Source organism: Photobacterium sp. GB-1, assembly GCF_003026165.1.
In the GTDB taxonomy this organism is placed as follows: Bacteria; Pseudomonadota; Gammaproteobacteria; order Enterobacterales; family Vibrionaceae; genus Photobacterium.
Genome location: NZ_PYOB01000003.1, coordinates 119,562 through 142,300 on the forward strand (window position 1 = coordinate 119,562; position 22,739 = coordinate 142,300).

Annotated in this window: 19 protein-coding genes; 10 read left to right on the top strand and 9 right to left on the bottom strand. The window is 36.9% G+C overall.

The window, feature by feature from the left end; genetic code table 11:
• The first annotated feature begins 3 nt into the window (after nt 1-3).
• The 3 genes from C9J45_RS04895 to C9J45_RS04910 all read left to right on the top strand — a co-directional run bounded on the left by C9J45_RS04895 (nt 4) and on the right by C9J45_RS04910 (nt 3,206).
• A complete protein-coding gene (locus tag C9J45_RS04895) occupies nt 4-1,203 on the top strand; it encodes an enoyl-CoA hydratase/isomerase family protein (protein WP_107292239.1) in 1,200 nt (399 codons plus the stop codon).
• A 101-nt stretch (nt 1,204-1,304) separates the two neighbouring features.
• Nucleotides 1,305-2,063: an SDR family oxidoreductase gene (locus tag C9J45_RS04900; RefSeq protein WP_107206937.1), complete on the top strand. Its 759-nt coding sequence runs from the start codon at nt 1,305-1,307 to the stop codon at nt 2,061-2,063.
• Nucleotides 2,064-2,324: 261 nt separating this feature from the next.
• Complete coding sequence (locus C9J45_RS04910; protein WP_107206939.1) at nt 2,325-3,206, top strand: VirK/YbjX family protein; 882 nt, start codon at nt 2,325-2,327, stop codon at nt 3,204-3,206.
• An 84-nt stretch (nt 3,207-3,290) separates the two neighbouring features.
• Here C9J45_RS04910 and C9J45_RS04915 read toward each other — a convergent pair whose 3' ends face one another.
• The 5 genes from C9J45_RS04915 to C9J45_RS04935 form a co-directional block, all read right to left on the bottom strand.
• The gene (locus C9J45_RS04915) at nt 3,291-4,634 is read right to left on the bottom strand and encodes a TrkH family potassium uptake protein (RefSeq protein ID WP_233217642.1); all 1,344 of its coding nucleotides are present in this window, start codon (nt 4,632-4,634) and stop codon (nt 3,291-3,293) included.
• 20 nt (nt 4,635-4,654) lie between these two features.
• Complete coding sequence (locus tag C9J45_RS04920; RefSeq protein ID WP_158259293.1) at nt 4,655-5,317, bottom strand: TrkA family potassium uptake protein; 663 nt, start codon at nt 5,315-5,317, stop codon at nt 4,655-4,657.
• A gap of 1,014 nt (nt 5,318-6,331) precedes the next feature.
• Entirely contained in the window at nt 6,332-6,628 is a 297-nt protein-coding gene (locus C9J45_RS04925) for a VanZ family protein (RefSeq protein ID WP_233217634.1), read from the bottom strand.
• Between the two features lie 175 nt (nt 6,629-6,803).
• Nucleotides 6,804-7,562 carry a hypothetical protein gene (locus C9J45_RS04930; RefSeq protein WP_107292240.1) on the bottom strand — a complete coding sequence of 253 codons (759 nt, stop codon included), beginning with the start codon at nt 7,560-7,562 and terminating at the stop codon, nt 6,804-6,806.
• 465 nt (nt 7,563-8,027) lie between these two features.
• Nucleotides 8,028-8,555, bottom strand: a complete 528-nt coding sequence (locus tag C9J45_RS04935) for an NADPH-dependent FMN reductase (protein WP_107292241.1) — start codon at nt 8,553-8,555, stop codon at nt 8,028-8,030.
• A 115-nt stretch (nt 8,556-8,670) separates the two neighbouring features.
• On the opposite strand from C9J45_RS04935, the gene C9J45_RS04940 reads away from it, so the two are divergent.
• Together C9J45_RS04940 and speG are read left to right on the top strand one after the other, a co-directional pair.
• Complete coding sequence (locus C9J45_RS04940; protein WP_107206945.1) at nt 8,671-9,573, top strand: LysR family transcriptional regulator; 903 nt, start codon at nt 8,671-8,673, stop codon at nt 9,571-9,573.
• Between the two features lie 139 nt (nt 9,574-9,712).
• Entirely contained in the window at nt 9,713-10,237 is a 525-nt protein-coding gene (gene speG, locus C9J45_RS04945) for a spermidine N1-acetyltransferase (protein WP_107206946.1), read from the top strand.
• A 58-nt stretch (nt 10,238-10,295) separates the two neighbouring features.
• On the opposite strand, the gene C9J45_RS04950 is transcribed toward speG, so the two are convergent.
• Complete coding sequence (locus C9J45_RS04950; RefSeq protein WP_107261388.1) at nt 10,296-12,626, bottom strand: phosphocholine-specific phospholipase C; 2,331 nt, start codon at nt 12,624-12,626, stop codon at nt 10,296-10,298.
• 171 nt (nt 12,627-12,797) lie between these two features.
• On the bottom strand, nt 12,798-13,442 hold the full coding sequence (locus C9J45_RS04955) for a glutathione S-transferase (protein WP_107206948.1): 645 nt from the start codon (nt 13,440-13,442) through the stop codon (nt 12,798-12,800).
• Nucleotides 13,443-13,645: 203 nt separating this feature from the next.
• Between C9J45_RS04955 and C9J45_RS04960 the strand changes: the two genes are divergently transcribed.
• Together C9J45_RS04960 and C9J45_RS04965 are read left to right on the top strand one after the other, a co-directional pair.
• A complete protein-coding gene (locus C9J45_RS04960; protein ID WP_107206949.1) occupies nt 13,646-15,064 on the top strand; it encodes a coniferyl aldehyde dehydrogenase in 1,419 nt (472 codons plus the stop codon).
• Nucleotides 15,057-15,485 carry an RDD family protein gene (locus C9J45_RS04965; RefSeq protein WP_107206950.1) on the top strand — a complete coding sequence of 143 codons (429 nt, stop codon included), beginning with the start codon at nt 15,057-15,059 and terminating at the stop codon, nt 15,483-15,485. Before C9J45_RS04960 ends, C9J45_RS04965 begins: the two co-directional genes overlap by 8 nt.
• A 97-nt stretch (nt 15,486-15,582) precedes the next feature.
• Here C9J45_RS04965 and C9J45_RS04970 read toward each other — a convergent pair whose 3' ends face one another.
• Entirely contained in the window at nt 15,583-16,155 is a 573-nt protein-coding gene (locus C9J45_RS04970; RefSeq protein ID WP_107206951.1) for an alkylphosphonate utilization protein, read from the bottom strand.
• Between the two features lie 377 nt (nt 16,156-16,532).
• Between C9J45_RS04970 and C9J45_RS04975 the strand changes: the two genes are divergently transcribed.
• Nucleotides 16,533-17,540: a trypsin-like serine protease gene (locus C9J45_RS04975; RefSeq protein ID WP_107206952.1), complete on the top strand. Its 1,008-nt coding sequence runs from the start codon at nt 16,533-16,535 to the stop codon at nt 17,538-17,540.
• Between the two features lie 165 nt (nt 17,541-17,705).
• Nucleotides 17,706-18,944 (top strand): trypsin-like serine protease, encoded by a 1,239-nt coding sequence (locus tag C9J45_RS04980; protein WP_107261397.1) that lies wholly within the window; start codon nt 17,706-17,708, stop codon nt 18,942-18,944.
• Nucleotides 18,945-19,426: 482 nt separating this feature from the next.
• Here the strand turns inward: C9J45_RS04980 and C9J45_RS04985 are convergent, their stop codons facing one another.
• Nucleotides 19,427-20,419, bottom strand: a complete 993-nt coding sequence (locus tag C9J45_RS04985) for a lipoate protein ligase C-terminal domain-containing protein (protein WP_107206954.1) — start codon at nt 20,417-20,419, stop codon at nt 19,427-19,429.
• A gap of 340 nt (nt 20,420-20,759) precedes the next feature.
• On the opposite strand from C9J45_RS04985, the gene C9J45_RS04990 reads away from it, so the two are divergent.
• Nucleotides 20,760-22,739 (top strand): methyl-accepting chemotaxis protein, encoded by a 1,980-nt coding sequence (locus C9J45_RS04990; protein WP_107206955.1) that lies wholly within the window; start codon nt 20,760-20,762, stop codon nt 22,737-22,739.

Sequence of the window (22,739 nt, forward strand, 5' to 3'; positions counted from 1 at the left end):
GTGATGACAGGAATGGTGAATGTTTCCTATATCCGTTGTACTGATGGACATAGTATTGGTGTACTAGAGCTGGATAATCCATCATCGCTTAATGCACTTACGTTAAATATGCATAAAACGATTTACCAGTATTTACAGCTTTGGCGTGAAGATGAAAGCATTGTTGCTGTAATGATTAAATCGGTGGGTGATCGCGCTTTTTGTGCAGGTGGGGATGTGCGCAGTATGTATTATGCAATGGAAAATGATCCTGCTTTAAAGCATCAACAAAAGCCACCAAAGATAGCGTTAGATCAAATTGAAAGTCACGTAGCTAAGCCGTTTTTAACTGAATATTTCTCCGTTGAATATAGCTGTAACTTACTCATCCATAACTATAACAAACCCGTTATTGCTTGGGGACATGGGTATATCATGGGGGGAGGATTAGGATTATATATTGGCGCAAGCCATCGCGTTGCTTTACCGAATACAGTATTAGCGATGCCGGAAATAACTATTGGCTTATATCCTGATGTTGGTGCGACATGGTTTTTAAACCAGCTTCCTGATGGGATCGGTATGTTTTTGGGCTTAACAGGTGCACATGTCAACGTTTGTGATGCTCGAGATTTAGCAATGGTTGATCATATTGTTGCAAATAGTGCTTATGATAATGTTGTTAAACAATTAAAGCATTACCCATGGTCAACAATATTGGCTGATACGCAAAGTCAGTCATTGGTATCAGAAGCAATCTCGGTCATATTAAATAACGGTGCTGAAAAAGCGCACTCTGTGTTACCTGCAAATCAATTGATGCCATACTTTGCACAAATTCAGGCGGCTTGTTTTGCTCAATCATTACCCACTATTTACGACCAAATTAATGCCATTGATGGTTTGGGCCGCTGGATAGAGACAGCAAAAAAGGCCATGAATGCAGGTAGCCCTATTACCGCACACATTTGTTTTAAACAAATACAAAGCTACAAAGATGTATCTTTACTTGACTGTATAAAAATGGAACTGGGTCTTTCAGTAAATTGTGGTTTGTTAGGTGAGTTCAAAGAAGGTGTCCGAGCGCATTTAATTGATAAAGATTATATGCCTAACTGGATTTATTCATCTGTAAATGATGTTGATAACAAGGTAATTGAGCAAATATTTACACCTATCTGGTCTGAGCATGAGAATCCAATTAATCAGGTCAATATTAGCTAATTATTTATAATAACTTAGATTTTATGAATAGAAATATTGTGATGGATAAATATACGTTAAAGTAACAGAGTTAAACTTTTGTTTTAATTCAGGAGCAATTAATGAATATTGAGAATAGCGTTGTTGTCATTACCGGTGCTAGTCAAGGTCTAGGCCAAATGATGGCTGTAACTCTAGCTCAAATGGGCGCTGAATTGGCTTTAATTGATATCAACTCAGCTGGGTTACGTCAAACGCAAGATCAGTGTCATATGTTAAACAGTAAAGCAATGATCTATGAGGCTGACGTAACAAGCGAAGATGAAGTTGTTCAAGCATTTGCACATATTATTGAAGATTTCGGTCATATTAATGTCTTAATTAACAATGCTGGTATTCTTGATGATGGCTTCCTGGTTAGTGAAAGTAATGACGTATTAACGAAAATGCCGCTAGACCAATTTCAAACGGTGATGGATGTTAATGTTACTGGTTCATTTTTGTGTGGACGAGAAGCCGCTGAAAAGATGATCAAGACAGAATCTCAAGGCGTTATTATTAACATTTCAAGTGTCGCTAGAGCAGGAACATTAGGCCAAACTAACTACGCGGCGTCAAAAGCGGCAGTTGCAACGATGGCTGTGGGCTGGTCGAAAGAGTTAGCAAAATACGGTATTCGTGTTGCTGCAATTGCTCCCGGTTTGATTGATACTCCTTTAACTGACCAATTGAAGCCCGAAGTGCTTGAAAAAATGAAGGCATCAGCACCTTTTGAGCGTGTTGGTAACCCTGAAGAGATTGCCCATACAGTGAAGTATATTATTGAGAATGACTACTTCACTGGGCGTATTCTTGAAATTGATGGTGGTATGCGTTTATAACGTTAATTAACCATAAAACATCGCATATAGTGCCATGCCTCCGCCGACTACAAACATAATCATAGAGACAGTAAAGGCGAATTTAGCAAGGTATGGCATTAATTTTTCCATGAGATTTCTCTGTTCATTATTTCAATGAATGAATATTACCTTTCATCTTCTGTTTAGTGAAGATAATTAAATTTATTAAATATAATTCTATTACTTATTCTTTATACTTGTTTCGTATATAATTGCGAAAAACAAGATTAGAGATATCTTATGAGTATATTAAAGTCTGCAAAGCTCGCTTACAGTCATAAAAATCACGGTAAAACATTATCTATCGCTAAATACGCGATTAGAGCGATGGTATATTCACGCCAATATAATGAACTCGCTCATTTCTTTTTAAATGATCAACGAAAAGAAGTCATTGATCAGCAACCTGAATTTTTAATGCGCTTTACAAAACCCTATTTGGCTACGTGTTTTTCTAAAAATCAAATTGTTGAGGTTTTAAAAAAACATTATAACTGGATGGAAAGCCATTTTTCAGATTCAGCTCGACATACTATTTATACTGATGAATTAGAGCTTTATAGCTTTGATATTGAAGAAAAGTCCTATCAAGTTAAACTAAGTTTTGACCACACTTATCGCCGCGAAGGGGAATTAGCGTTAATACTGACAGATAGCAATGATCACCGTTATTACGCTATTGCATTTACCGTTATTGATAATGATATTTATGTTGGTTGTATGCAAGGTGGTTCTAACGATAATGGATTTAGTCGTTTATTTACGAAAGCTTTTTATGGCTTACGACCAAAGTCTTTTATGGTTGAAACCTTACGTTTATTTGCTAATGATATGAATATTGAGCATATATATGCGGTTAAAAATAGTGCACATGTATACACTGCTAAGCGCTATGGTAAAAAAGCATCAACGATCAACCTTAACTATGATCAATTATGGCAAGAACATAATGGTGAAGAATACAATGATGCTTTTTATTCATTACCATTACATACAGAGCGTCGCGCAATGGAAGATATCAAACGACCAAAGCGTAAAATGTATCGTGAACGTTACGCCTGGTTAGATGAATACGATCAAGATCTTAAAGAACAATTGGATAGTGTTACGATTCAACATTGATTTATTGTAGTGAATGAATCGATTAAGCAATAAAAAAGGCTTGTCACGATACATAGTGACAAGCCTTTTTATGTTTTTCTTATTTTAACCTGCTGCGACGTTATCTTCAGGATATTTCAGCAAGGTTGGTTTAGGACGAGCTAACATGTATGCCAAGGTTAGTGGGCCTAAACGACCGATGATCATGACGACTATCATGATGTATTTACCGGGTTCAGATAAGGTTGCTGTTAAACCAGCAGTAACGCCTACGGTCGCAAATGCTGAAATGGTTTCAAACATTACCTCATAGAATGGGGCTTTTTCCGTGATCATTAAGGCAAACATTGCAATGGTAAGTACAATGCCACTAACCACAATGATGGCTAATGATTTTGTCACCGTTTGGTTTGAAATTGTGCGCTTAAATAGCACTACACGATCACGTTGCTTTAAGAACGACCATGTTGCCAAAATAGCTACGACAAAGGTTGATACCTTAATACCGCCACCTGTAGATGTTGAACCAGCACCAATAAGCATTAATAGCATCATGACCAACATAGTTGGTTCAGTAAACTTACCAATATCAACACTGTTGAAACCGGCTGTACGTGCTGTAGCTGATTGGAAAAAGGCTGCTAACCATTGCCCTGATTCATTAAGTGACCCAAGAGTGTGGCTATTATGGTGTTCTAAAAGCCAAATCATTACGGTACCAACAAATAATAGTATGGGTGTTGCTATTATCATTATTTTTGAATGCAAAGATAAAAAATGGAACCCACGGTGTGCATTTCTTTTGATATCAGAAATAACAGTAAAACCTAAACCGCCTAATATGAATAATGATGAAATCGTAATAATAACAAGAGGATCATCAACATAGCGTGTTAAGCCATCTGAAAATAAAGAAAAACCCGCATTGTTAAAGGCTGAAATCGAATGAAATACTGCAAAGAATAGACCTTGCTCCCAACCCATCTCAGGTACCCAGCGTAGCGACAGAAAAAATATACCGATCAATTCACAAATAAGCACAAAGATAATGATGTGTTTTACAAGGCGGCGAATATTTGTGAATTTATCTTGTCCTAATTGTTCTTTCGTTAATGCTTGTTGACGTAAGCTTAACCGCAAACCAAACATGTAAAGTAAAACGGCAGACAATGTCATTTGTCCTAAACCGCCAATTTGCATGAGTAGCATTAATAACACTTTACCACTAATGGAAAAATGCGAGCCTGTATCTACTACACCTAAGCCCGTTACACTGATCGCAGAAGTTGCAGTAAATAGAGCATCGACAAAACTAAGCCCTGAAACTGAAAATGCAGGTAACGTGAGCAGGATTGCTGCTGGCATTAAAATGGCTAAAAAACTAAAAATGATGATCTTAGGTTCAGACCATCTTTTTTTATGGTTGTCAGTTTTGATAGGGACATACATGCCCCTGTTTGGAATGAAACTCATAGCTTTCTTAAAGTCTCAGTTAATATTTTTTCAGGTCCTGTGATAATTAAAATATCGCCTACTTGTAATTCAGTGCTTGGATCAGGAGCTTTACGTACTTCAGGGCCACGTTTAAGTGCTAATACTTGGGTTTCTTTATGAGCACCACATGGGTGTTCATATATTTTACGTCCCATATTTTTTGCTGTAACGACCACTTCTGCGAGTGAAATACCACTTCCTAGTTCAGAGAACTCAAAAATACGTTTATCTAACATATTGCGAGCTATACGAATCCCCATATCACGTTCTGGACGGATGATCTTATCTGCGCCAATTTTAGATAAGATTTTGCTATGAGGTGTATCCTTTGCTTTAACCCAAACTGTTTTCACTCCCGCCTCTTTTAAAAGAAGAGTAGTAAGAATACTGGCATTAACATCTTCACCAATTGATACCATAACAAGATCATAATCGTCCAATTTTAGCTCAGAAATGGTGGCTTCATTTGAACAATCAGCAACAACAGCTTGAGTTGCGACATCTGCCGCTTTACGCACACAAGTTTCATCAAGATCGATAGCAAGTACTTGAGCGCCACGCTCGCTAAGTTCTTGACAAAGTGACATACCAAATCTGCCAAGACCAATAACGGCAAATTGTTTATCTTCAGGATTCATTGTTTTTCCCCAAACTGTTTTAGTATAGCGTTTTAATTGTTTTGTTGTTGATTCAAAATACATTTTTTAAAATGTTGTAAAGACTATGGACGTGTAAAATTTGTCTTATTCAATTTAAGGTACGTAGTCGTTACACATTTCCAATTATCAAAATAGATCGTGAATAGTGCTAGGATTTTATTTGTAATACAAGATAATTGAGTGTTGGTATAGATCGCACCTGCTACAGAGTATTCTGTAATATTAACTTAATCTATTGATTTAAATTCAATTTATTTTATTACTAGTGCGTTTATTTTAAAAATAGCAATCTTATATTTAGTACAAATCATATAAACTTATAAATTTTGCACATCTAACTGTTGTTTTTTTGCCCATTTATGTGTGCGGTGTCACGTATATAAGTTAGATGAGTGTAAATAACTAATTTGTTCTGCTTTTTTACCTCAAAACGCCAATATTTGCATTGTAATAAAGCTGTTTCCCTTTTCCTTGATTAATATTACTTGATAAGTATCAGACAGGGCATTTTTATGCGTTGTTTTTGATATGTCGTTTAATACAGAACTATTAACACTAAAGTTGACGTTGTTATCGGCAGTGCACTGAACGATTCTATTATACTCGAAGACGAGTAAGTGGTTATATCTACCACCTTTTTTGTGGTTATTGCGTTATACGCATTGTGTTCTATTTTTATATTTTGTTCGGTAATCGCACCTTTAATCTTAGGTGTCTTTGATAAGGAAATTTAGAACTTTCACATCATGAAACTCAAGGATGATTTTCTGATTATCTTGAAAATATTTAGGGCAGGGTAATAAACCGCTCTGCCAATATTGTATGCCATTATTTTTATTACCTCTGTTCGTTATCGGAAAGAAGTAGTTTAAAAACATGTGAATAAATAAAATATTGCCAGCATGTTTGACGTTAACTTTACAGACCTCATTCTGTTCTATGTGGAAGATATATATGATAATTAACTGCCATCATTAATGTGAAAACTTATGGTTACTTTGATAAAAATAGCTTGTAACAAATACGAGAAAGAATAAAGCCTGTGATTAATCCTCCGGTATTTGCAGCTAAATCTAGCCATTCGCCATAGCGATTAACATAAGGCTGGATTAATTCAATTACTCCGCTCCATGTAATACACCCGACAAATAACCAAAACCAATATTTAGGCATTTTTAGGCCAATAGCAAAAATTAATGCGCTATAAGCGATAAAGTGATGTGTTTTATCTGTTCCTGGTACTTGGGGTAAGCTGGGTTGAGGTAATAGTGATAAAACTGTAATTATCATTAGCGTTAGTAAAGTAATAACTTTCCAGTGTATTTCTATAAAACGTAACAATGTAGGCATAAGAAAGGATTGCTTTTATATAAGAGTAATAGGATTTTTCGATCATACGTGTGATTAAGTAATGTTCAAGATACTTATCATTGATAAGTAGCAGGAATAATCCTGCTACTTGAAGCTATTCTAAATTATCGAAATCGGTCTTATCTATTAGAAAAGGGGCATTGAGTAAATAAGATTGGCTGATAAAATGCTCAGCAAGCGTTCTGACCGTCTGTAAGTATAACTCAAAATCCTCTTGGTGTAGTTGACTTATATGTTGCGTTAAAATAAGTCGACAAAGTTCTCCAGTAATCGAGTGTGAAACTTGTTCGACAAGTTTATATGTCGCTTGCTTTGATAGTTGAAAGCCTTTATCAATATCTTGATTCACAATAACTCGACTAAATACAAGGTCGAGACTTTTTGTTATATCCTCTTGTGTTGTAAATGCGTTAATGAGTGATGTGATTTGTTGAATAGATAAAGCAGACATGACCATTTCACATTCAGTATTAAATGTATTTTTAACCAAATCAGTTGTTTCTTTCTGAGTGATGTGGGTCAGTGTTCCACGCCTGTTCGCCGCTTTAATAGCAAAGTCTTGTTGTGATTGACGAATAACCTCAGTCAATTCCTGACTTATTTGATCAAAATTCTGAAAGTTGGCACTAAATCCATAATGGCATTGTTTGCTGATGGTATTAAGAGACGCTCCTTGAAATGATTGCAGAAGTAGATAGAGCGTGTAAGTGATCTTATTTTGAAAGATACACGCATTTTTTTTTGCACTATGGCTATTAGATGACGGATTTAATGCCATAGTGGTTAGGATTTGCTGCACAGCACTTTGAACTTCGAGTTCTAGGCTGGCAGTTTCGCATAACCTTGTGCTCATAAGCGTACTCCTTTAACGCTACTGCTCTTTAAGCATGATACAAGATTATACGAATTTCACGTTTTAAACGTTTAAATGTGAACAATATTATCGAAAAAGCATGTTTTTATAAAGAAAATAGCAAGTTACGACATACTAATAAGGATCTATTTTTTATGATGTATTGTTCGGTAGATATATTTTACGTGTAATCTGCCTACTTTTTAACCGTTTATCTAAACTATAACAGGATTTAGGAGGAGGGCTGTTCAGTTTTGTGAGTAAAGCGTCAAGTGTGATGGTGAAAACTGAATAATGGCAGTGAAAAGAAGATTGCTATATTTAATATTTAGATACAGCAACCTTATAATTTATCATGAAGCTAATTAGAGTGAGTATTCGTGAGTTGTGCGACTGTTGCCACTCTCGTATGTAAAGTGATTTGATTATGAAAAACCATCAACTTAATTTTATTTTTGTAGGCTGTTAACGTTCTAACTTATTAATTAGCACTGTTAATTGCTGGTTTAAATCATCGTTAATTAATGTGTTTTTTTCTAAATCAAAGTTTTCATAGAAACTAGGTATAGATAATGATCCTACCACCTTGGCGTCAAAATAAGGTGCAGACGTAACAGCACTATTTAATACACTCGCAGCGCCACCAGGACCCGGAGAAGTAGCTAGCATGATCACTGGTTTATTTTGGAATACCTTTTGATCTATACGTGAGGTCCAATCGAAAACATTCTTATAAGCCGATGTATATGAACCGTTATATTCTGCAAATGAAATTAAAATAGCATCCGCTTGGCCAATCTTATCGAAAAAGATTTGTGCTTGTTCTGGAATGCCTGAGTTATTTTCACGATCGATACTGTAAATCGCCATTTCAAAATCATTAAGGTCTAAAATTTCAACGTCATCAGCATTAGCTTGTGATGCCGCATATGTCACTAATGCATGGTTGATAGAGTGTTGGCTGTTAGATGCCGCAAAAGCAAGTAGTTTCATTTTTAAATCCTCATCGATAAGTCTTTTAACAACATACCGTTGTTAACCTTTGTACAGAGTGTATATTAGAGTTCAAATGTAATTAATAGGCTAAAAGTGATTAGATAGATTCCATATGGCTAATAATCGATTGTTTGATGGTATCACTGTGTTTGTTCAAGTAGTGAAGTGCGGCGGTTTTGGTGCCGCTGCCGAAGCTACTGGACACTCTAATTCTTATGTAAGTAAAGAAATCGCCAAACTTGAAAGTCGCTTAGGGGTTCGACTCCTTAATCGCACCACAAGGAGCATTGCTTTAACTCCTGAAGGGAAGACTTATTATCAAGAGTGTGTACAACTGATTAGTGATGCAGAGCAAGCCGTTGCGGAAATAACACAAAGTACCGTTGAGCCAAAAGGAACGTTAAAAGTTAGTTGCCCTGTCTGGTTTGGTAAACAGTATTTAGCCGATGTTTTCACAACATATTTATCTCGATACCCTGAAGTTACGCTCGATCTAGATATGAGTGATAAGCCTATTGATGTGATTGCCGACGGTTATGATTTAGTTATCCGCGCTACTGCTAAATTAGATGACTCGAGTTTGATTTGTAAGCGTATTTATAGCAGCAGAATTTGCACAGTGGCATCAAAACAATACTTAAAAGTCTATGGTTACCCACAACATCCTTCGGAATTATCCGCTCATAGCTGCTTTTGTTATACTAATTTGAAAAAATTCAATGTCTGGGAATACCGAGATAAAGCAGGAAACAAAACACTAGTCGAAGTACAACAACGCGTATTGAGTAATAGTACGGAAATGTCACTAGCACTGGTTGATAATGGATTGGGTATTATCCGTGTACCTGAATTTTATATAGAGGCACAACTACAATCAGGTGAATTAACGCTATTATTTGATGATTACATTTTCCCTGAAATTGATGTTTATGCGCTCTATCCAACACGTAAACATGTCGCATCGAAAGTAAGCTGCTTCCTAGATTTAATAACAGAAATAGTGACACCGTTTTAGCTTACTAAGCATTGGCATGCTTCGTCGAATATCTTGTTACAAGTTTTCTTTTTTTTTTGTGATGTAAAGTGGTATTTTTTCTGTATTAGTAGTAAGTCTTCTGTATTTACTGCTTCATTACTATCAAGGGTATAGATAAATGAGCAATGCTATTCGTCTGCGTGCACTAGAGAAAACTGATCTTCGCTTTATTCATCAATTAAATAACAACCGCACGATTATGGCGTACTGGTTTGAAGAGCCTTATGAATCGTTTGCAGAGCTTGAAGAGCTATATCGTAAACACATTCATGATAGTACTGAGCGTCGCTTTATTGTTGAAAATGAAGATGAAGAGTCAATTGGTCTTGTTGAACTGGTTGAAATTAACAATATCCACCGTACAGCGGAATTTCAGATTATTATTGCGCCTGAATTTCAGGGTAATGGTTATGCGCGTACTTTAATTAATCGTGCGCTAAACTATGCGTTTACGATTCTTAATCTACATAAAGTATATTTGCATGTATCGGTTGCGAATGAAAAAGCGATCCACTTGTATGAAGAATGTGGTTTTGTAGAGGAAGGCCATCTAGTGAAAGAAATTTTCATTAATGGTAAGTACTGTGATATTAAGCGAATGTATATCTTACAGGATGAATATTTCTTAAGCCGTAATCAGTAATTAGAAAAACCAGACAAGGTAATGAAGACAATAACTTGTCTGGTTTCTATTTCAAATATTAACTCCGTAAGCTATTTAGCTCACTATCGCAAGAAAAGTTACCCATCTCAGGATCTGTAACAGCTTGAAAGTTGTGTTTGTGATTCATCTCAATACGTCCTGCTGCTTGTAATGAGAAATATTTACAATTATCTGCTGTTATTGATAAATCATACCAACAGTGTTTACAGGTTTTATAAGCGATATGTTCTACTTTCCCCGCCTTTATCTTAACTTCCACAGGATCTTTGCCGTAAATATTATCTGTTATTGTAATGATTTGAGTTTGTTTAGAGCGATTTTCAATTTTAAACGATAGGTGAGGGGTAGCATGACCTGCTCTTGACTCTCTGTGAACGATTGAAACAATTGGCATCTCTCTATGCTCAGATGTAAAACCTTTTACTCGACGAATGAAGCCATTGGGACCAAAGGTCATTAAATCAAAGTCTCTATGATCACCAATTGTCCATTTATCTGAAACTGCAGGTTCAAGCTTATTGGCTCCTTTTGACGCTACACTGTATTGACGTGGCATGGTCATATCATATGGGCTATTTTCTGGAGCGAGAAATTTGTCTTGCTGGGGCTCATTATGGGCAAGGTAGTTATAGGTTTGATATACGATGCCTTGTTTGCCTTGGTTAGCGAACTCAAACATTACGGCATCAGATTTAAATTTAATATCTACTTTAGGCGCATATGGAAGCTGGCAAGATGGGCGAGAACCATTTTGTGTAACCACGGGTAAACCAATTAAACTCATTTGTGGTTTGGTTCTTTTTCCTGACTCATCGTATCCATATTCATGTTCATGACCAGGTTTAGGCAGATGTTTCTGATGCTCTTTTTCTGCTGCCGCTTTTAACTGAAGGGCTTCAAATTCTGATTTACCCTGTGGAAAATCAATTGTGTGACTCCGCTTTTCAAAATCAAAACAAGAGGTGAGGTCGCCACAAATTTCACGACGCCAGGTCGAGATATTTGGCTCTTCAACGCCTGTTACTTTTTCTAAGAAGCGCAACACAGAAGTATGATCAAACACCTGTGAGTTAATATTCCCGCCAATACTCCATGGCGATATTACGTAACAAGGCACTCGTGGTCCTAATCCATGTGAAGCGTTATTTACAAAATTATCGACATTTTCCTCCGTTTTTGAATAATCGGTATCATAATAATATTCATTATGGGTATTGATATTTGACTTACCGTACACCTTGTTATCAGGTGTTTTGTGAGGAACCGACGGTGGTGGCATATGGTCAAATAAGCCATCATTCTCATCGAAATTAACAATGAATACGGTTTTAGCCCAAACGCTAGGATCTGAAGTGAGTATATCCAAGACTTCAGATGTATAGGCTGCGCCTAATGTTGGCGTCGAGCAACCCGGATGCTCGGAGAATTCATCCTCAGTTACAATCCAAGTAACTTTAGGTAAGCCTTCATCACTGTTATAAAGTGCTTTGAATGTTTCGATAGAAGCTTGAGTTTCTGTTCCTATACCATTTAAGTAGAAAGGCGCTGATGGATTATTATAATGCGCATCTCTAAAGGTTTTAAAACCAGCAAGGGGGTTGTCTGTGTAGTTATTGTTAATATTCTGCACTAAACGCCACGATATACCCGCTTGTTGAAGCCTCTCAGGATAGGTTGTCCATTTATAACCGTTTTCGATTTCATCTGGGCTATCAAAGTTTTCATGATTATTATTAATAACAGGCCCATTTTTCTTTGCGTGAGGATCATTTGTACCAGACCAGTGGACGACACGGTTAGGATTAGTACCTGTTTGTGTTGAGCAATAATAAGCTTCACATAAGGTAAACGCATTCGCGAGAGCAAACTGAAAAGGGACTTCTTTTTCTGTAAAATAACCCATTGTTCTATCGGTTTTATTCGGTAGCCATTGGTCCATTTTACCGTGTGCATTTGCATATTGTGCATTATTAAAAAGATGGGGAGTACCTGCAAAAAATTCGTAGCCAATATTTTTGCTGGTATTAAAATACCAAGGTAATAATGTCTTTTTAAATGTACTTTCTTCGTCTGGATTAGAGTTATGCTGATTCCAAACAAAATCCCCATTAGGTTGCCTTAACGGGAAGCGGTCTGCAAAGCCTCGAACACCTGTCATTGTGCCAAAGTAATGATCAAAGGAGCGGTTTTCTTGCATTAAAATAACGACATGCTCAACATCTTTGATACTACCGTGCTTGCGGTTCGCAGGGATTGAAAGTGCCTTTTCAATACTTGCAAACACATTTGGGGTTGTACTTATTGCTGCAGCCCCTGCGCCAACAACGGCAGACTTTTTTATAAATGAGCGACGACTATCGTTTACCATAATAATTCCTTATTAAAACTCAGGTTATTGATTAACCTTAAGCTAATTTGAATAAGGAATATTTCATAACTATTAAGCTATTATTGTTAGTATGGTTATTAACACAGCGCTGACATTCGCTTCGTAAAATTCACCACTAATTCACTAATTTGTCATGGTGAAGTCATTGTATTAATTGGTAACTGTGCTTCTACTATTATCCCATAATGGATACTTTTTCATTGCTTGTGAAAAGATAGGCTCTTGATAAAGACTGCTTAACCATTGCTTTATATTTGGATAATCGGCTTGTCTAAACCATTGACGTTCAACATGCGAAAATTGTCGTATAAAAGGCAATATGGCGTAATCAGCTAAGCTCAATGTATCTGTCATTAAATACTTGTGATTAGACAGACGGCTTTCGAGATCAGATAGAAATGATTCACAAAGTTTACGATAGATTGTTACTTCTGGATTATAATGGCGAGCATCGGATTTATAGTGATCTAAAGCTAATATGTACTTATGATCATTTCTTGCTATAAGGCTAAGCATCTCAGCAAAGAAGTGGGGGGCATGAGTTAACAGTAAATTATGAGGATCATTTTTGTTCAAAGACCAGATCATGATTTCTAAACTTTCATCAATATAGTCACCATTTTCTAATACTAGTAAAGGTACCGTTCCTTTCTGTGTTATGTCTAACATTTCGGCAGGCTTTCGCCTTAAATCAATATCACGTTGCTCAAATTCAAGTTCAGCAAGTGCCAGACTCAACCTTGCTCTAATGGCGTAAGGACATTGTCGTAGTGTATATAAAATAGGTACTGACATATCTAAAACCTTCAACTTATCCCCTTTGTAATTGAGGGTAGTCTAAAATAGAGCATGGTGCGTATATCTATGTAACGTATTGTATTGATTCATTACCATAAGCTAACGAATTAGAGTATAAAGATCTGTGTTTACGATATGCTTACAATACATATAACATTTTAGCCTTGTTTTAATTTGATTCTGTGATGAGAGTAATACGGATGAATGAGCAGTTAGATCAATATATAACACAACAAAAACAGGCATTTTTACAATGTCCAATGCCTGATTTACAAGAAAGATTAACCGATTTAGATAAGATCTCATTATTAATTACGCAGAATCAACATGCTATTTGTCATGCGATTGCACAGGACTTTGGTCAGCGTTCGGCTTCAGAAACAGCATTGCTTGAAATATTTACCAGCATTGAATGTATTAAATATACACAAAAAAATCTGTCTCGTTGGATGAGAGTACAAAAACGTCATACCTCGATATGGTTTCAACCTGCTAAAAATAGAGTGATACCTCAACCTGTTGGCGTTGTTGGTATTATAGTGCCATGGAACTATCCCTTATTTTTAGCTATTGCGCCTTTGGTTGCCGCGATTGCTGCGGGTAATTCAGTGATGGTGAAGATGTCTGAAAACTCCCCAGAGCTCTGTCGATTGCTACAACAGTTATTTACAGATACATTTTCGTTAGAAAAGGTTCGCTTTATTGCAGAAGAAGGCAACACAGGTAAAGCATTTTCAGCATTACCGTTTGATCATTTAGTCTTTACGGGCTCAAGTGCAACGGGCAAAGCTGTAATGGCAAATGCGGCGAAAAACCTTGTACCAGTGACCTTGGAGCTTGGAGGGAAATCGCCAGCCATTATTGCTGATGATTATGATCTCAATAAGGCATTAGAGCGAATTTTAGGCGGAAAAACGTATAATAGTGGTCAAACATGTGTAGCGCCAGATTACCTGTATGTTCCTGAGGCTTTGTTACCAGAAGTTGTAACAAAAGCAAAAAAGATTATAGCTAAGCGCTTTGTCGATATTAACCACCAAGATTACACATCAATTATTGATAGTCAGTCCTTTGAACGATTAGTGACGACTTTAGAAGATGCAAAAGCGAAAGGGGCCGATATTTATAACTTGATCCCCAATTCATCTCCTGATATGAACTCGCGTAAATTCCCACTCCACCTTGTTATTGGAGTGGATGAGAGTATGCAAGTCATGCAGCGTGAGATTTTTGGTCCTATTTTACCCATCCTTGGCTATCAGTCGATAGAGCAGGTTATATCATCAATAAATAAAGGTGATAGGCCACTGGCTCTATATCTCTTTTCTAACAATAAAGATATACAACAAAAGGTTATTCAGCAGACGCGTTCAGGTGGCGTCACAATTAATGATGTAATGTTACATGTGGCGCAAGATGATTTACCCTTTGGTGGTTCCGGCCATAGTGGGATAGGTCATTATCATGGAAAAGAAGGCTTTGAACGTTTATCGAAGATGCGCCCTGTAATGTATCAAGCGTCTTTTTCAGCATTGAAGCTATTATATTCACCGTATTCATCATTAGGTAAACGCATGATTAACTTTATTGTTAATCGAAAGTTTGGAAAGTATGACTGATTGCATTACTAATAACGTAATTTATGTGGGCTTTTGGCAACGTGTAGTCGCGACGATTGTTGATACATTGGTTGTTTCATTAGTCACGGCACCATTATTGTACAGTTTATACGGTGATTTCTTCTCGACTGGGTCGAGCGCTACTTTTGATCCTGCGAGCTTACTCGTTAATTATGGTCTGCCATTTATTGGCGTGATGCTTTTTTGGTTATACAAATCAGCGACACCAGGGAAAATGGCAATAAAATCGATCATTGTTGATGCGACAACAGGGGATAAACCGACGGTTAAGCAATTTATTATTCGTTATTTATCAGCAATCCCTTTAGGAATAGGCTTACTTGCCGTTGGCTGGGATAAACGAAAACAAGGATGGCATGATAAATTAGCCAATACGGTTGTTATCAAGAAATCTAAATAAAAGATCTTTGTTGGATATAAATAACGAGATAATAAAAAGCCCTTAACGATGAGAATGCTAAGGGCTTTCTTTTATCTATGTTCAGCGAAACTAAAAATTATTTCTTAGTGTATGCCGCAATGATAACCATTTGAACGCCGTCTGCACGACCTTGGATATGAAGAGGGTTATCAGTTAGGCTGATGTTACGTACCGGAGTACCACGCTTAATTACCATGCTAGAACCTTTAACTGGAAGGTCTTTGATGATTGTTACGTTGTCACCAGCTTGTAGCTTGGCGCCGTTTGCATCAAGTGTTGGAACAGAAGCTTGTTCTTCTTCAACAAGGCCTTTATCTGCCCATTCTTTAACATCATCTTCTAGGTACATCATGTCAACTAGGTCCATTGCCCAGTCAGTTTTTGAAGATAGACGCTTAAGTTGACGGTAAGCCATTACTTGTACAGCTGGAACTTGACTCCACATAGAGTCGTTTAGGCAACGCCAGTGGTTTTCATCTGTTGTCTCTGGAGCTTCAAGCTGACCACGGCAAGTATCACAAAGGTATACACTACAGCCTGCGCTCTTATCTTCAGACGCTGGAACTGCGTATACAGCTAGGTTATTTTCAGAAGAACATAGTTCACATTTTGATTCGCTACGATCTTTTAAAGCTTGTTCGATAGTCATGGGAATTGTCCATAGAGTGATTGTGGGCACATTATGCACATCAAATAATCATAAGGGAAGAAAACAAGCGTGAGATCACGAAATATATAGTACATCAGACTGTTTAGTGTCCAAAGGAAGAAAAATATCATAGGAAATTATCCAAGAGACAACTAAAAAGTAATCAGATTTTAACCTTTTTAACCAAAGCCAAAGTTATGTTTACGATGTCGTATTTATTTAATGGGCATGATTGCTAAAATTGCTGCTTTAAGTAATAGATATTATTATTTCAGGTTATGAATGGTGTCACTTTTTTACTTCTTACTTCTGCTCGTTTGGTCATAATTTGTTACTTTATAAGCCTAATTAAAAGGAAAATAATTAAGAAGGCTTGTATGAATAAAATGACAACGTTTGGGCTAGCTATTGCGGGAATACTGTCTTTTCCTCTCACTGCAACAGCATCAGAAAGTGATATTAGTGCATATATTATTGGTGGTAATCAGGTTCAAACAAATCCTGAAGAGTTATCAACTGTGTATATTCAAGCTGGGACTTGGGAATGTACTGGAAGTTTAATTGCTAAACGTTGGGTATTAACCGCAGCACACTGTATAAGAACGGGCCCGCAAAATGCCTCATTGCAAACGATACCTACAGAAAATATTAAAATTTATGCAGGTGTAACAGGGCGTTCTGATTTTGAGCCGGACAATACTTATCAGGCTGTTGAAGTTATTGTGCATCCAGATTATTTACCTGAACCTTTAAAAAATGAGGATGGTAGCCTTGATAGTAAAAATAACACTAAATTTGCTTACGATATTGCTTTAATAGCTGTATCTAGAAACATAGACACGGCGAAGATTGTTTCTTTACCTACAGAGCAAGAAGCCTTTGAAATTGAAACTGCGTTAAGTGAAGAAGATGGTAAGTTACTGGCTCAAGGGTGGGGGCGTACAGCAACGAATAATGAAGGTGGATCTGATGTTTTGATGGAAGTAAATCTCAGTTATTTACCAATGAGCCAATGTTATTTGCAATCACCGGGAGAAAATTGGTTCTCTAGCCCTGCAGATACATTAAAGATGTGCACATTTGAGAAGGATGATCTTATGGGGGTATGTTTTGGAGATAGTGGGGGGCCTCTTTATTATCAAAGTACTGCAGGAGAAACTGTTCAATTAGGAATTACCAGTTTTGGTCTACCGCCATGTGGAACTGATTCACCTGATGTCTATACCCGTGTAGGTGCTTACGATGACTGGATTAATAACGTAATTGCAGAGAAAACACCAATACTTAAAGATAATAGCGATAACGGTGGTGGTGGCGGTTCTGTTGGTGCAGGTTTAATGATGTCATTACTGGCAATGGGCTGGTTACGAAGAAAGCGTAGCTAATAACTATTGAAACGAGTTGCTGTGGACTTGATTTAATATTTTCTATGTTTGTTAGAACAAGTTACATAGAAAAAAGAAGCCTGTCGCAACTCGTTTATCTTTCTAAGCAAGCAATGAAGAGTATTCGGTATCATTAAATTAGCTGTATTTTAAAAGGATTTAATGATGGTGAACAAATTAGCTCATTCTTTGAGTGTCTGCATTGCTTTAGGGGTAAGTAGTTCTGTCTACGCTCAAACAGAACAGCAAAAACTCGTTCCTTATATTATTGGTGGTGATGAAGTCGCGGTTGCAACTGAAGATAATTTCATGGCGTCGCTGCGTATGAATAAAGCAAATGAATCACATTTTTGTGGTGCCACCGTTTTAAATGATCGCTGGTTAGTCACTGCAGCTCACTGCGTTGTTGGTGGCGGAGGAGCTGGAGCATCAGGCTTGGCAGTGGTAGCACCATCCGATATAACCGTTACCACAGGCCTTGTTGATAATGCATCAGCAAATATTAAAGATATTTATTCAGCGACTCATGTTGTTGTTCATCCTGATTATAACCCTCTTATTTTACTTCAAGTTTCAACAGATAACGGCGTTGATCTTGAAACCGAGATTATTAATACTGCATTAGATAATGATGTCGCGCTTATACGTGTAAACCGTGATTTTGATGGTGTTGGTAAAGTTACGCTAGCGTCAACCAGCTTAGCCGTGGAGCTTGATGATAAATTAAAGGCAGAGTGGAACGAGAAAAATCTTCCTGAAAATGTCAAAGTCCAAGGGTGGGGGGTAACAGAAGCAATATCAACGTCAGAAGATGAAGAGACGGCGGAAGAAAATAGCTTAGCTTATGAAGGTGATACTTCAGATACCTTGCTAGAAACAATGTTAGCAAGTTTCCCAATTGATAAATGTTATGAACGTTTTGAGTCTCAAGATCCTGCCGGTATTTTTATTGATAGCCCATCAAATACAACTAAACTTTGTACGTTGCCAGCGCGTAAACTTGAAGGCCCTGATTTGCTCGGTCCTGATGCTTGTTTTGGCGATAGTGGCGGACCACTATTAACCCAAGATAATAATAGCAACTGGGTACAAATTGGTATTGTGAGCGGAGGTTCAGCTGGTGAGCCTCAATGTGGATCACTTACACGACCAACGTTTTATACCCGTGTGGGAACTTATTATGACTGGATCAATGAGTCTGTTGCTGTTGTACCAGAACAAGCAATCACATTGCCTGAATTTTTAGCCAAAGAAAAGGCAGACGCAGAAATGAACTGTAATGACAGTATTTCTGCTAATAACTGTAATATCACTGAAGATGATGGTGGAAGTGGCGGCCATATCGGTGCTTTATCGCTTACGTTACTTGGAATGATGACTTACTTAAGGCGTAAAAAGAGCTAAATGACTCACTATTAATTTACACAAACCATCAGTACAAGCTGGTGGTTTTTTATGAATGATATTGATGAAATTACTTAGCATAAATTTATCAAAAGTTGTGTTGAATTATGAGTAATTAAAACGATTTATTCACAGTATTTTTATGTCATAAATAAAGTGAAATTAATAACTATTTAGAGTTAATAATTTCATTTTTTTTATTTAACCTTATGATTCTTATTGTTTAATTTTCATTTGTATAAGTCATTCTTGTTATAAAAATACCCATGGAATACGTATCGTAAGGAGAAACAAATAGTCCCTATTATCCACAGAAGCTGTGTATAAGTCTGTGGGAAAAGCAGATAGGCTAGATTTGGTGCCGCCTCTGCTAAAGTCAAGAAGTTGTTAATGATAAAAATAGTGTAATTGATGTCCAATTGATTTAGTTCAATATATAGACATAAAACTAAATTTTTCCTTAAAAGTTAGCATCTTTACTCTTATGCAATTTCTTGTTGTAGCCATTCAGAAAGTGCCATCAACTCATCATAATCTTCTGAATGCGTGAGCAATAAGCCACAGACAATGGATATAACAGATTTGGCATTAAATGGATAACCAATTGCCGCTTGACTTAGGTCATTCATCATATTGTGGTATTGGGTAGGCGCATCATAGTAGACTTTGGTGATCACTCCAGCATCAACATTCAATTTCAGTTCTACGTGTCCCCATGAAAATTCAGTTTCTAATGATTCAATAAAACTAGGTGATTGACCGTAATTCCAATCCCAACTTTTCAGACGATAAAAATTTGTACTAAATTCGAACCAATCGGGATGCTGGTTATTTACAATAACCGTATTTTCGACATCAAGCTTTAGTGTTTTTTGAATACTGTCACTAATGTAATGACATAATTCATTATGTTCTAATGGACGAATATGTTGGTTAATAGAGGTATAAGATCGTTCAAGGTTTTGATGATTGAGAATAGAATAACGACTGTTCATGTACTTTGATATATCAGCAAGAGAGGTATTTACTCTTAAAGTAGTATGAAAAAATAAATATTCTTCAGAGACTGATAGCGCAGTATTAGAAATTTTTCTATTTTCAACTAAGCATTCAAGATTGTCAGAGACTGCGATATCTATTTTCAATGGCTCAAATGTACCTATTAATATTTTTTCAATTAAGCATTGTGTTAAATAATGAGTAGGGCCAATTAACGCAATATTTGTGTGTGTTAAATCTTGATAGATAGCACCGCCAATTGTATGACGCCTGACAATGTTAATATTTTCACGACGAAGTAGCTTCGGCTTACATACACGCCAAGGATTTTGGTCTTTTCCTATATTAACAGAGCGCTGATTTTGCCATAAAAAAGCAATAATATTGTTGCCATTCGCTTGTTTCAGTAATGTTTCTTCAATCGCTTGATTGAAGCTTGGATCGGTTGATTCTGAATAATAGATAGACAGTTTCATGAAATTATCTCTTATCATCAATCTTTGAATTATAAAAATACATTGTTGCATATACGCCAAGTTTAATTAAGTGAGATAACTAAAAATTAAAAGTATTTATATGAGGTACATCGCATTAGTTATTTTTAAATTTAAAAATACTGTCATTTAATACCAAATTGGAATTTAAACGGGATTTTATTAAAAATAATAAATACCTTTATCACTATTTAAATAATAAAGTGTGATCTTGATATTGATTCTGTTGTTAACTTTTTATTTAGAACCGCGAAATAAGTATATTCATACTTATCTTATTTAATCAGCTGCGGCGTGATTTAATCATAAATAGAAGCATGTTATGTCATTATCAATAGTACAGCGCACCATTGTCGGCTTTATAATAATGTTTATTCTTATTGCCGTAGTTGGAAGTATTAGTTATATCAATACCAGTCGAATCCATGATCGCCTTACTGATGTCACTGAGGTGTCGACACCTATGGTTACATCGGCAAGTCAATTACTCGCGAGCTTACGTGAAAATCAGCTATCAGTTGTTGATTACCGTACGACTCAATCATCGAACTTATTAAATGAGCGAAAAGAGGCGGTATTACAGGCTCAACGTGAATTTAACACTGCAAAACAACAAGCATTGCAATATGCTGTTGATGAGGAAGCGAGACTAAAGCTATCAACGGCACTTGCTGCTGCTGATAAATTTTTTGAATTATCACAAAAAACAATTAATGCGCATAATCAATGGATTGCTGTTAATGACCGATTGACAGAGCTTAATTTGTCGTTTCTTCGATTAGAAGATACTTATCAATGGTCTGCGAATTTATTACTTCAACGTGCGAGTGTAAAACGTTCTTTAAGCAATCGAGCTGAACTTATTACCAGTGGTATTAGTCGTGACTTAAAAAATGTCCGTCGTGCTAATAAAAATACTAACTTTGAAAAACTAAGCCAAGTCCTTGCTAAAGATATTGAATTAGCAAAACAAGGTTTAGAGCGCATTAATGTACCTGAAGATGTGAAAGCGCGTTATGCGCGTAATTTACAACGCGTCCATGATTTAGCATTGGGTAAAACAGGATTACTGGCGGTTATGGCTGAGAATAACCAGCTAGAAAGTCAACTGTCAGCTTTGAATCAACAGTCTAATCAGCAAGTTGTTATTACTCAAACAGCACTTAATGATTATATGCAGTATGCGAGTAGCAATGCATATAATAGTCGAAATGCTGCTGATGCTGCAGCCAACCAAGCGACGTACAGTATTATTATTGCCTGTTTGGTTTCAGGTGTTATTGCTTTAATTATTGCCTTTACTACGGCAAAAAGTATCCACACGCCATTAGCACGTATTAATGCGGTATTACGTAAGATGACAGCGGGTGATATGACTCAACGTACTAATTACCAATCTCAGTGTGAATTTGGTGCGCTGTCTCGCTCAATCGACCAACTGTCTGAAAGTATGGCTGATATTCTCACCAAAATTAACGATGGCTCTTTACAACTAGTAACAGAGGCAAATAAAACCGCTGCTACAAGTGAACAGGCGATGAGCCGTGTTGAAGATCAAAAACAACGTACAGATCAAGTAGCCGCTGCTATTTCTGAATTAGAAGTCAGTGCGAAAGAAATTTCACGTTCATCAGATCTGACTGTGAATGAAGTCAATGAAGTAAATCAGGCTGCGCAACAAGGGCGAGACTTAGTATTTAATAGTCGAAACATCACAGAGCAACTATCGATTGATATTACTGAAGCGGTTGATATCACACGCAAATTAGAAAGCTTTACGGTGAATATAGGTAGTATCTTAGATGTTATCCGCGGCATTGCTGAGCAAACGAATTTATTGGCACTTAACGCGGCGATTGAGGCAGCACGTGCGGGTGAGCAAGGGCGTGGTTTTGCTGTCGTTGCTGATGAAGTCCGTGCTTTAGCAAATCGAACTCAACAATCAACAGAAGAAATAAATGAGATGATCGATAACCTTCAGCACAGCGCTGAAATGGTAACTAAGGTCATGGCGAGAAGTCATAAACAAACGGAGCAATGTGTTGAACAAACACGTTTGACAGATGAAACACTACAAACGATAGCTGATCGTATGCGCGTTATTCTTGAAATGGCAGAGCAAGTTGCTCATGCAACCGAAGAGCAAATTTCAGTGAGTCAAGATGTTGCTGAGCATATTAATGGGATTGCGAGTGTTGCTTACAACGCAGAGTCAGAAGCGCGTGAGTCTGCAAATAGTAGTGAGTCGCTATCTAAACTAGCTGCAGAACAACGTCAATTGATTGAACGATTTAAGGTATAA

What these genes read in the sequence shown, in the direction of transcription:
- C9J45_RS04895 (WP_107292239.1), top strand. Translation starts at nt 4, where the DNA reads ATGACAGGAATGGTGAATGTTTCCTATATCCGTTGTACTGATGGACAT.
- C9J45_RS04900 (WP_107206937.1), top strand. Translation starts at nt 1,305, where the DNA reads ATGAATATTGAGAATAGCGTTGTTGTCATTACCGGTGCTAGTCAAGGT.
- C9J45_RS04910 (WP_107206939.1), top strand. Translation starts at nt 2,325, where the DNA reads ATGAGTATATTAAAGTCTGCAAAGCTCGCTTACAGTCATAAAAATCAC.
- C9J45_RS04915 (WP_233217642.1), bottom strand. Translation starts at nt 4,634, where the DNA reads ATGTATGTCCCTATCAAAACTGACAACCATAAAAAAAGATGGTCTGAA.
- C9J45_RS04920 (WP_158259293.1), bottom strand. Translation starts at nt 5,317, where the DNA reads ATGAATCCTGAAGATAAACAATTTGCCGTTATTGGTCTTGGCAGATTT.
- C9J45_RS04925 (WP_233217634.1), bottom strand. Translation starts at nt 6,628, where the DNA reads ATGATAATTACAGTTTTATCACTATTACCTCAACCCAGCTTACCCCAA.
- C9J45_RS04930 (WP_107292240.1), bottom strand. Translation starts at nt 7,562, where the DNA reads ATGAGCACAAGGTTATGCGAAACTGCCAGCCTAGAACTCGAAGTTCAA.
- C9J45_RS04935 (WP_107292241.1), bottom strand. Translation starts at nt 8,555, where the DNA reads ATGAAACTACTTGCTTTTGCGGCATCTAACAGCCAACACTCTATCAAC.
- C9J45_RS04940 (WP_107206945.1), top strand. Translation starts at nt 8,671, where the DNA reads ATGGCTAATAATCGATTGTTTGATGGTATCACTGTGTTTGTTCAAGTA.
- speG (WP_107206946.1), top strand. Translation starts at nt 9,713, where the DNA reads ATGAGCAATGCTATTCGTCTGCGTGCACTAGAGAAAACTGATCTTCGC.
- C9J45_RS04950 (WP_107261388.1), bottom strand. Translation starts at nt 12,626, where the DNA reads ATGGTAAACGATAGTCGTCGCTCATTTATAAAAAAGTCTGCCGTTGTT.
- C9J45_RS04955 (WP_107206948.1), bottom strand. Translation starts at nt 13,442, where the DNA reads ATGTCAGTACCTATTTTATATACACTACGACAATGTCCTTACGCCATT.
- C9J45_RS04960 (WP_107206949.1), top strand. Translation starts at nt 13,646, where the DNA reads ATGAATGAGCAGTTAGATCAATATATAACACAACAAAAACAGGCATTT.
- C9J45_RS04965 (WP_107206950.1), top strand. Translation starts at nt 15,057, where the DNA reads ATGACTGATTGCATTACTAATAACGTAATTTATGTGGGCTTTTGGCAA.
- C9J45_RS04970 (WP_107206951.1), bottom strand. Translation starts at nt 16,155, where the DNA reads ATGACTATCGAACAAGCTTTAAAAGATCGTAGCGAATCAAAATGTGAA.
- C9J45_RS04975 (WP_107206952.1), top strand. Translation starts at nt 16,533, where the DNA reads ATGAATAAAATGACAACGTTTGGGCTAGCTATTGCGGGAATACTGTCT.
- C9J45_RS04980 (WP_107261397.1), top strand. Translation starts at nt 17,706, where the DNA reads ATGGTGAACAAATTAGCTCATTCTTTGAGTGTCTGCATTGCTTTAGGG.
- C9J45_RS04985 (WP_107206954.1), bottom strand. Translation starts at nt 20,419, where the DNA reads ATGAAACTGTCTATCTATTATTCAGAATCAACCGATCCAAGCTTCAAT.
- C9J45_RS04990 (WP_107206955.1), top strand. Translation starts at nt 20,760, where the DNA reads ATGTCATTATCAATAGTACAGCGCACCATTGTCGGCTTTATAATAATG.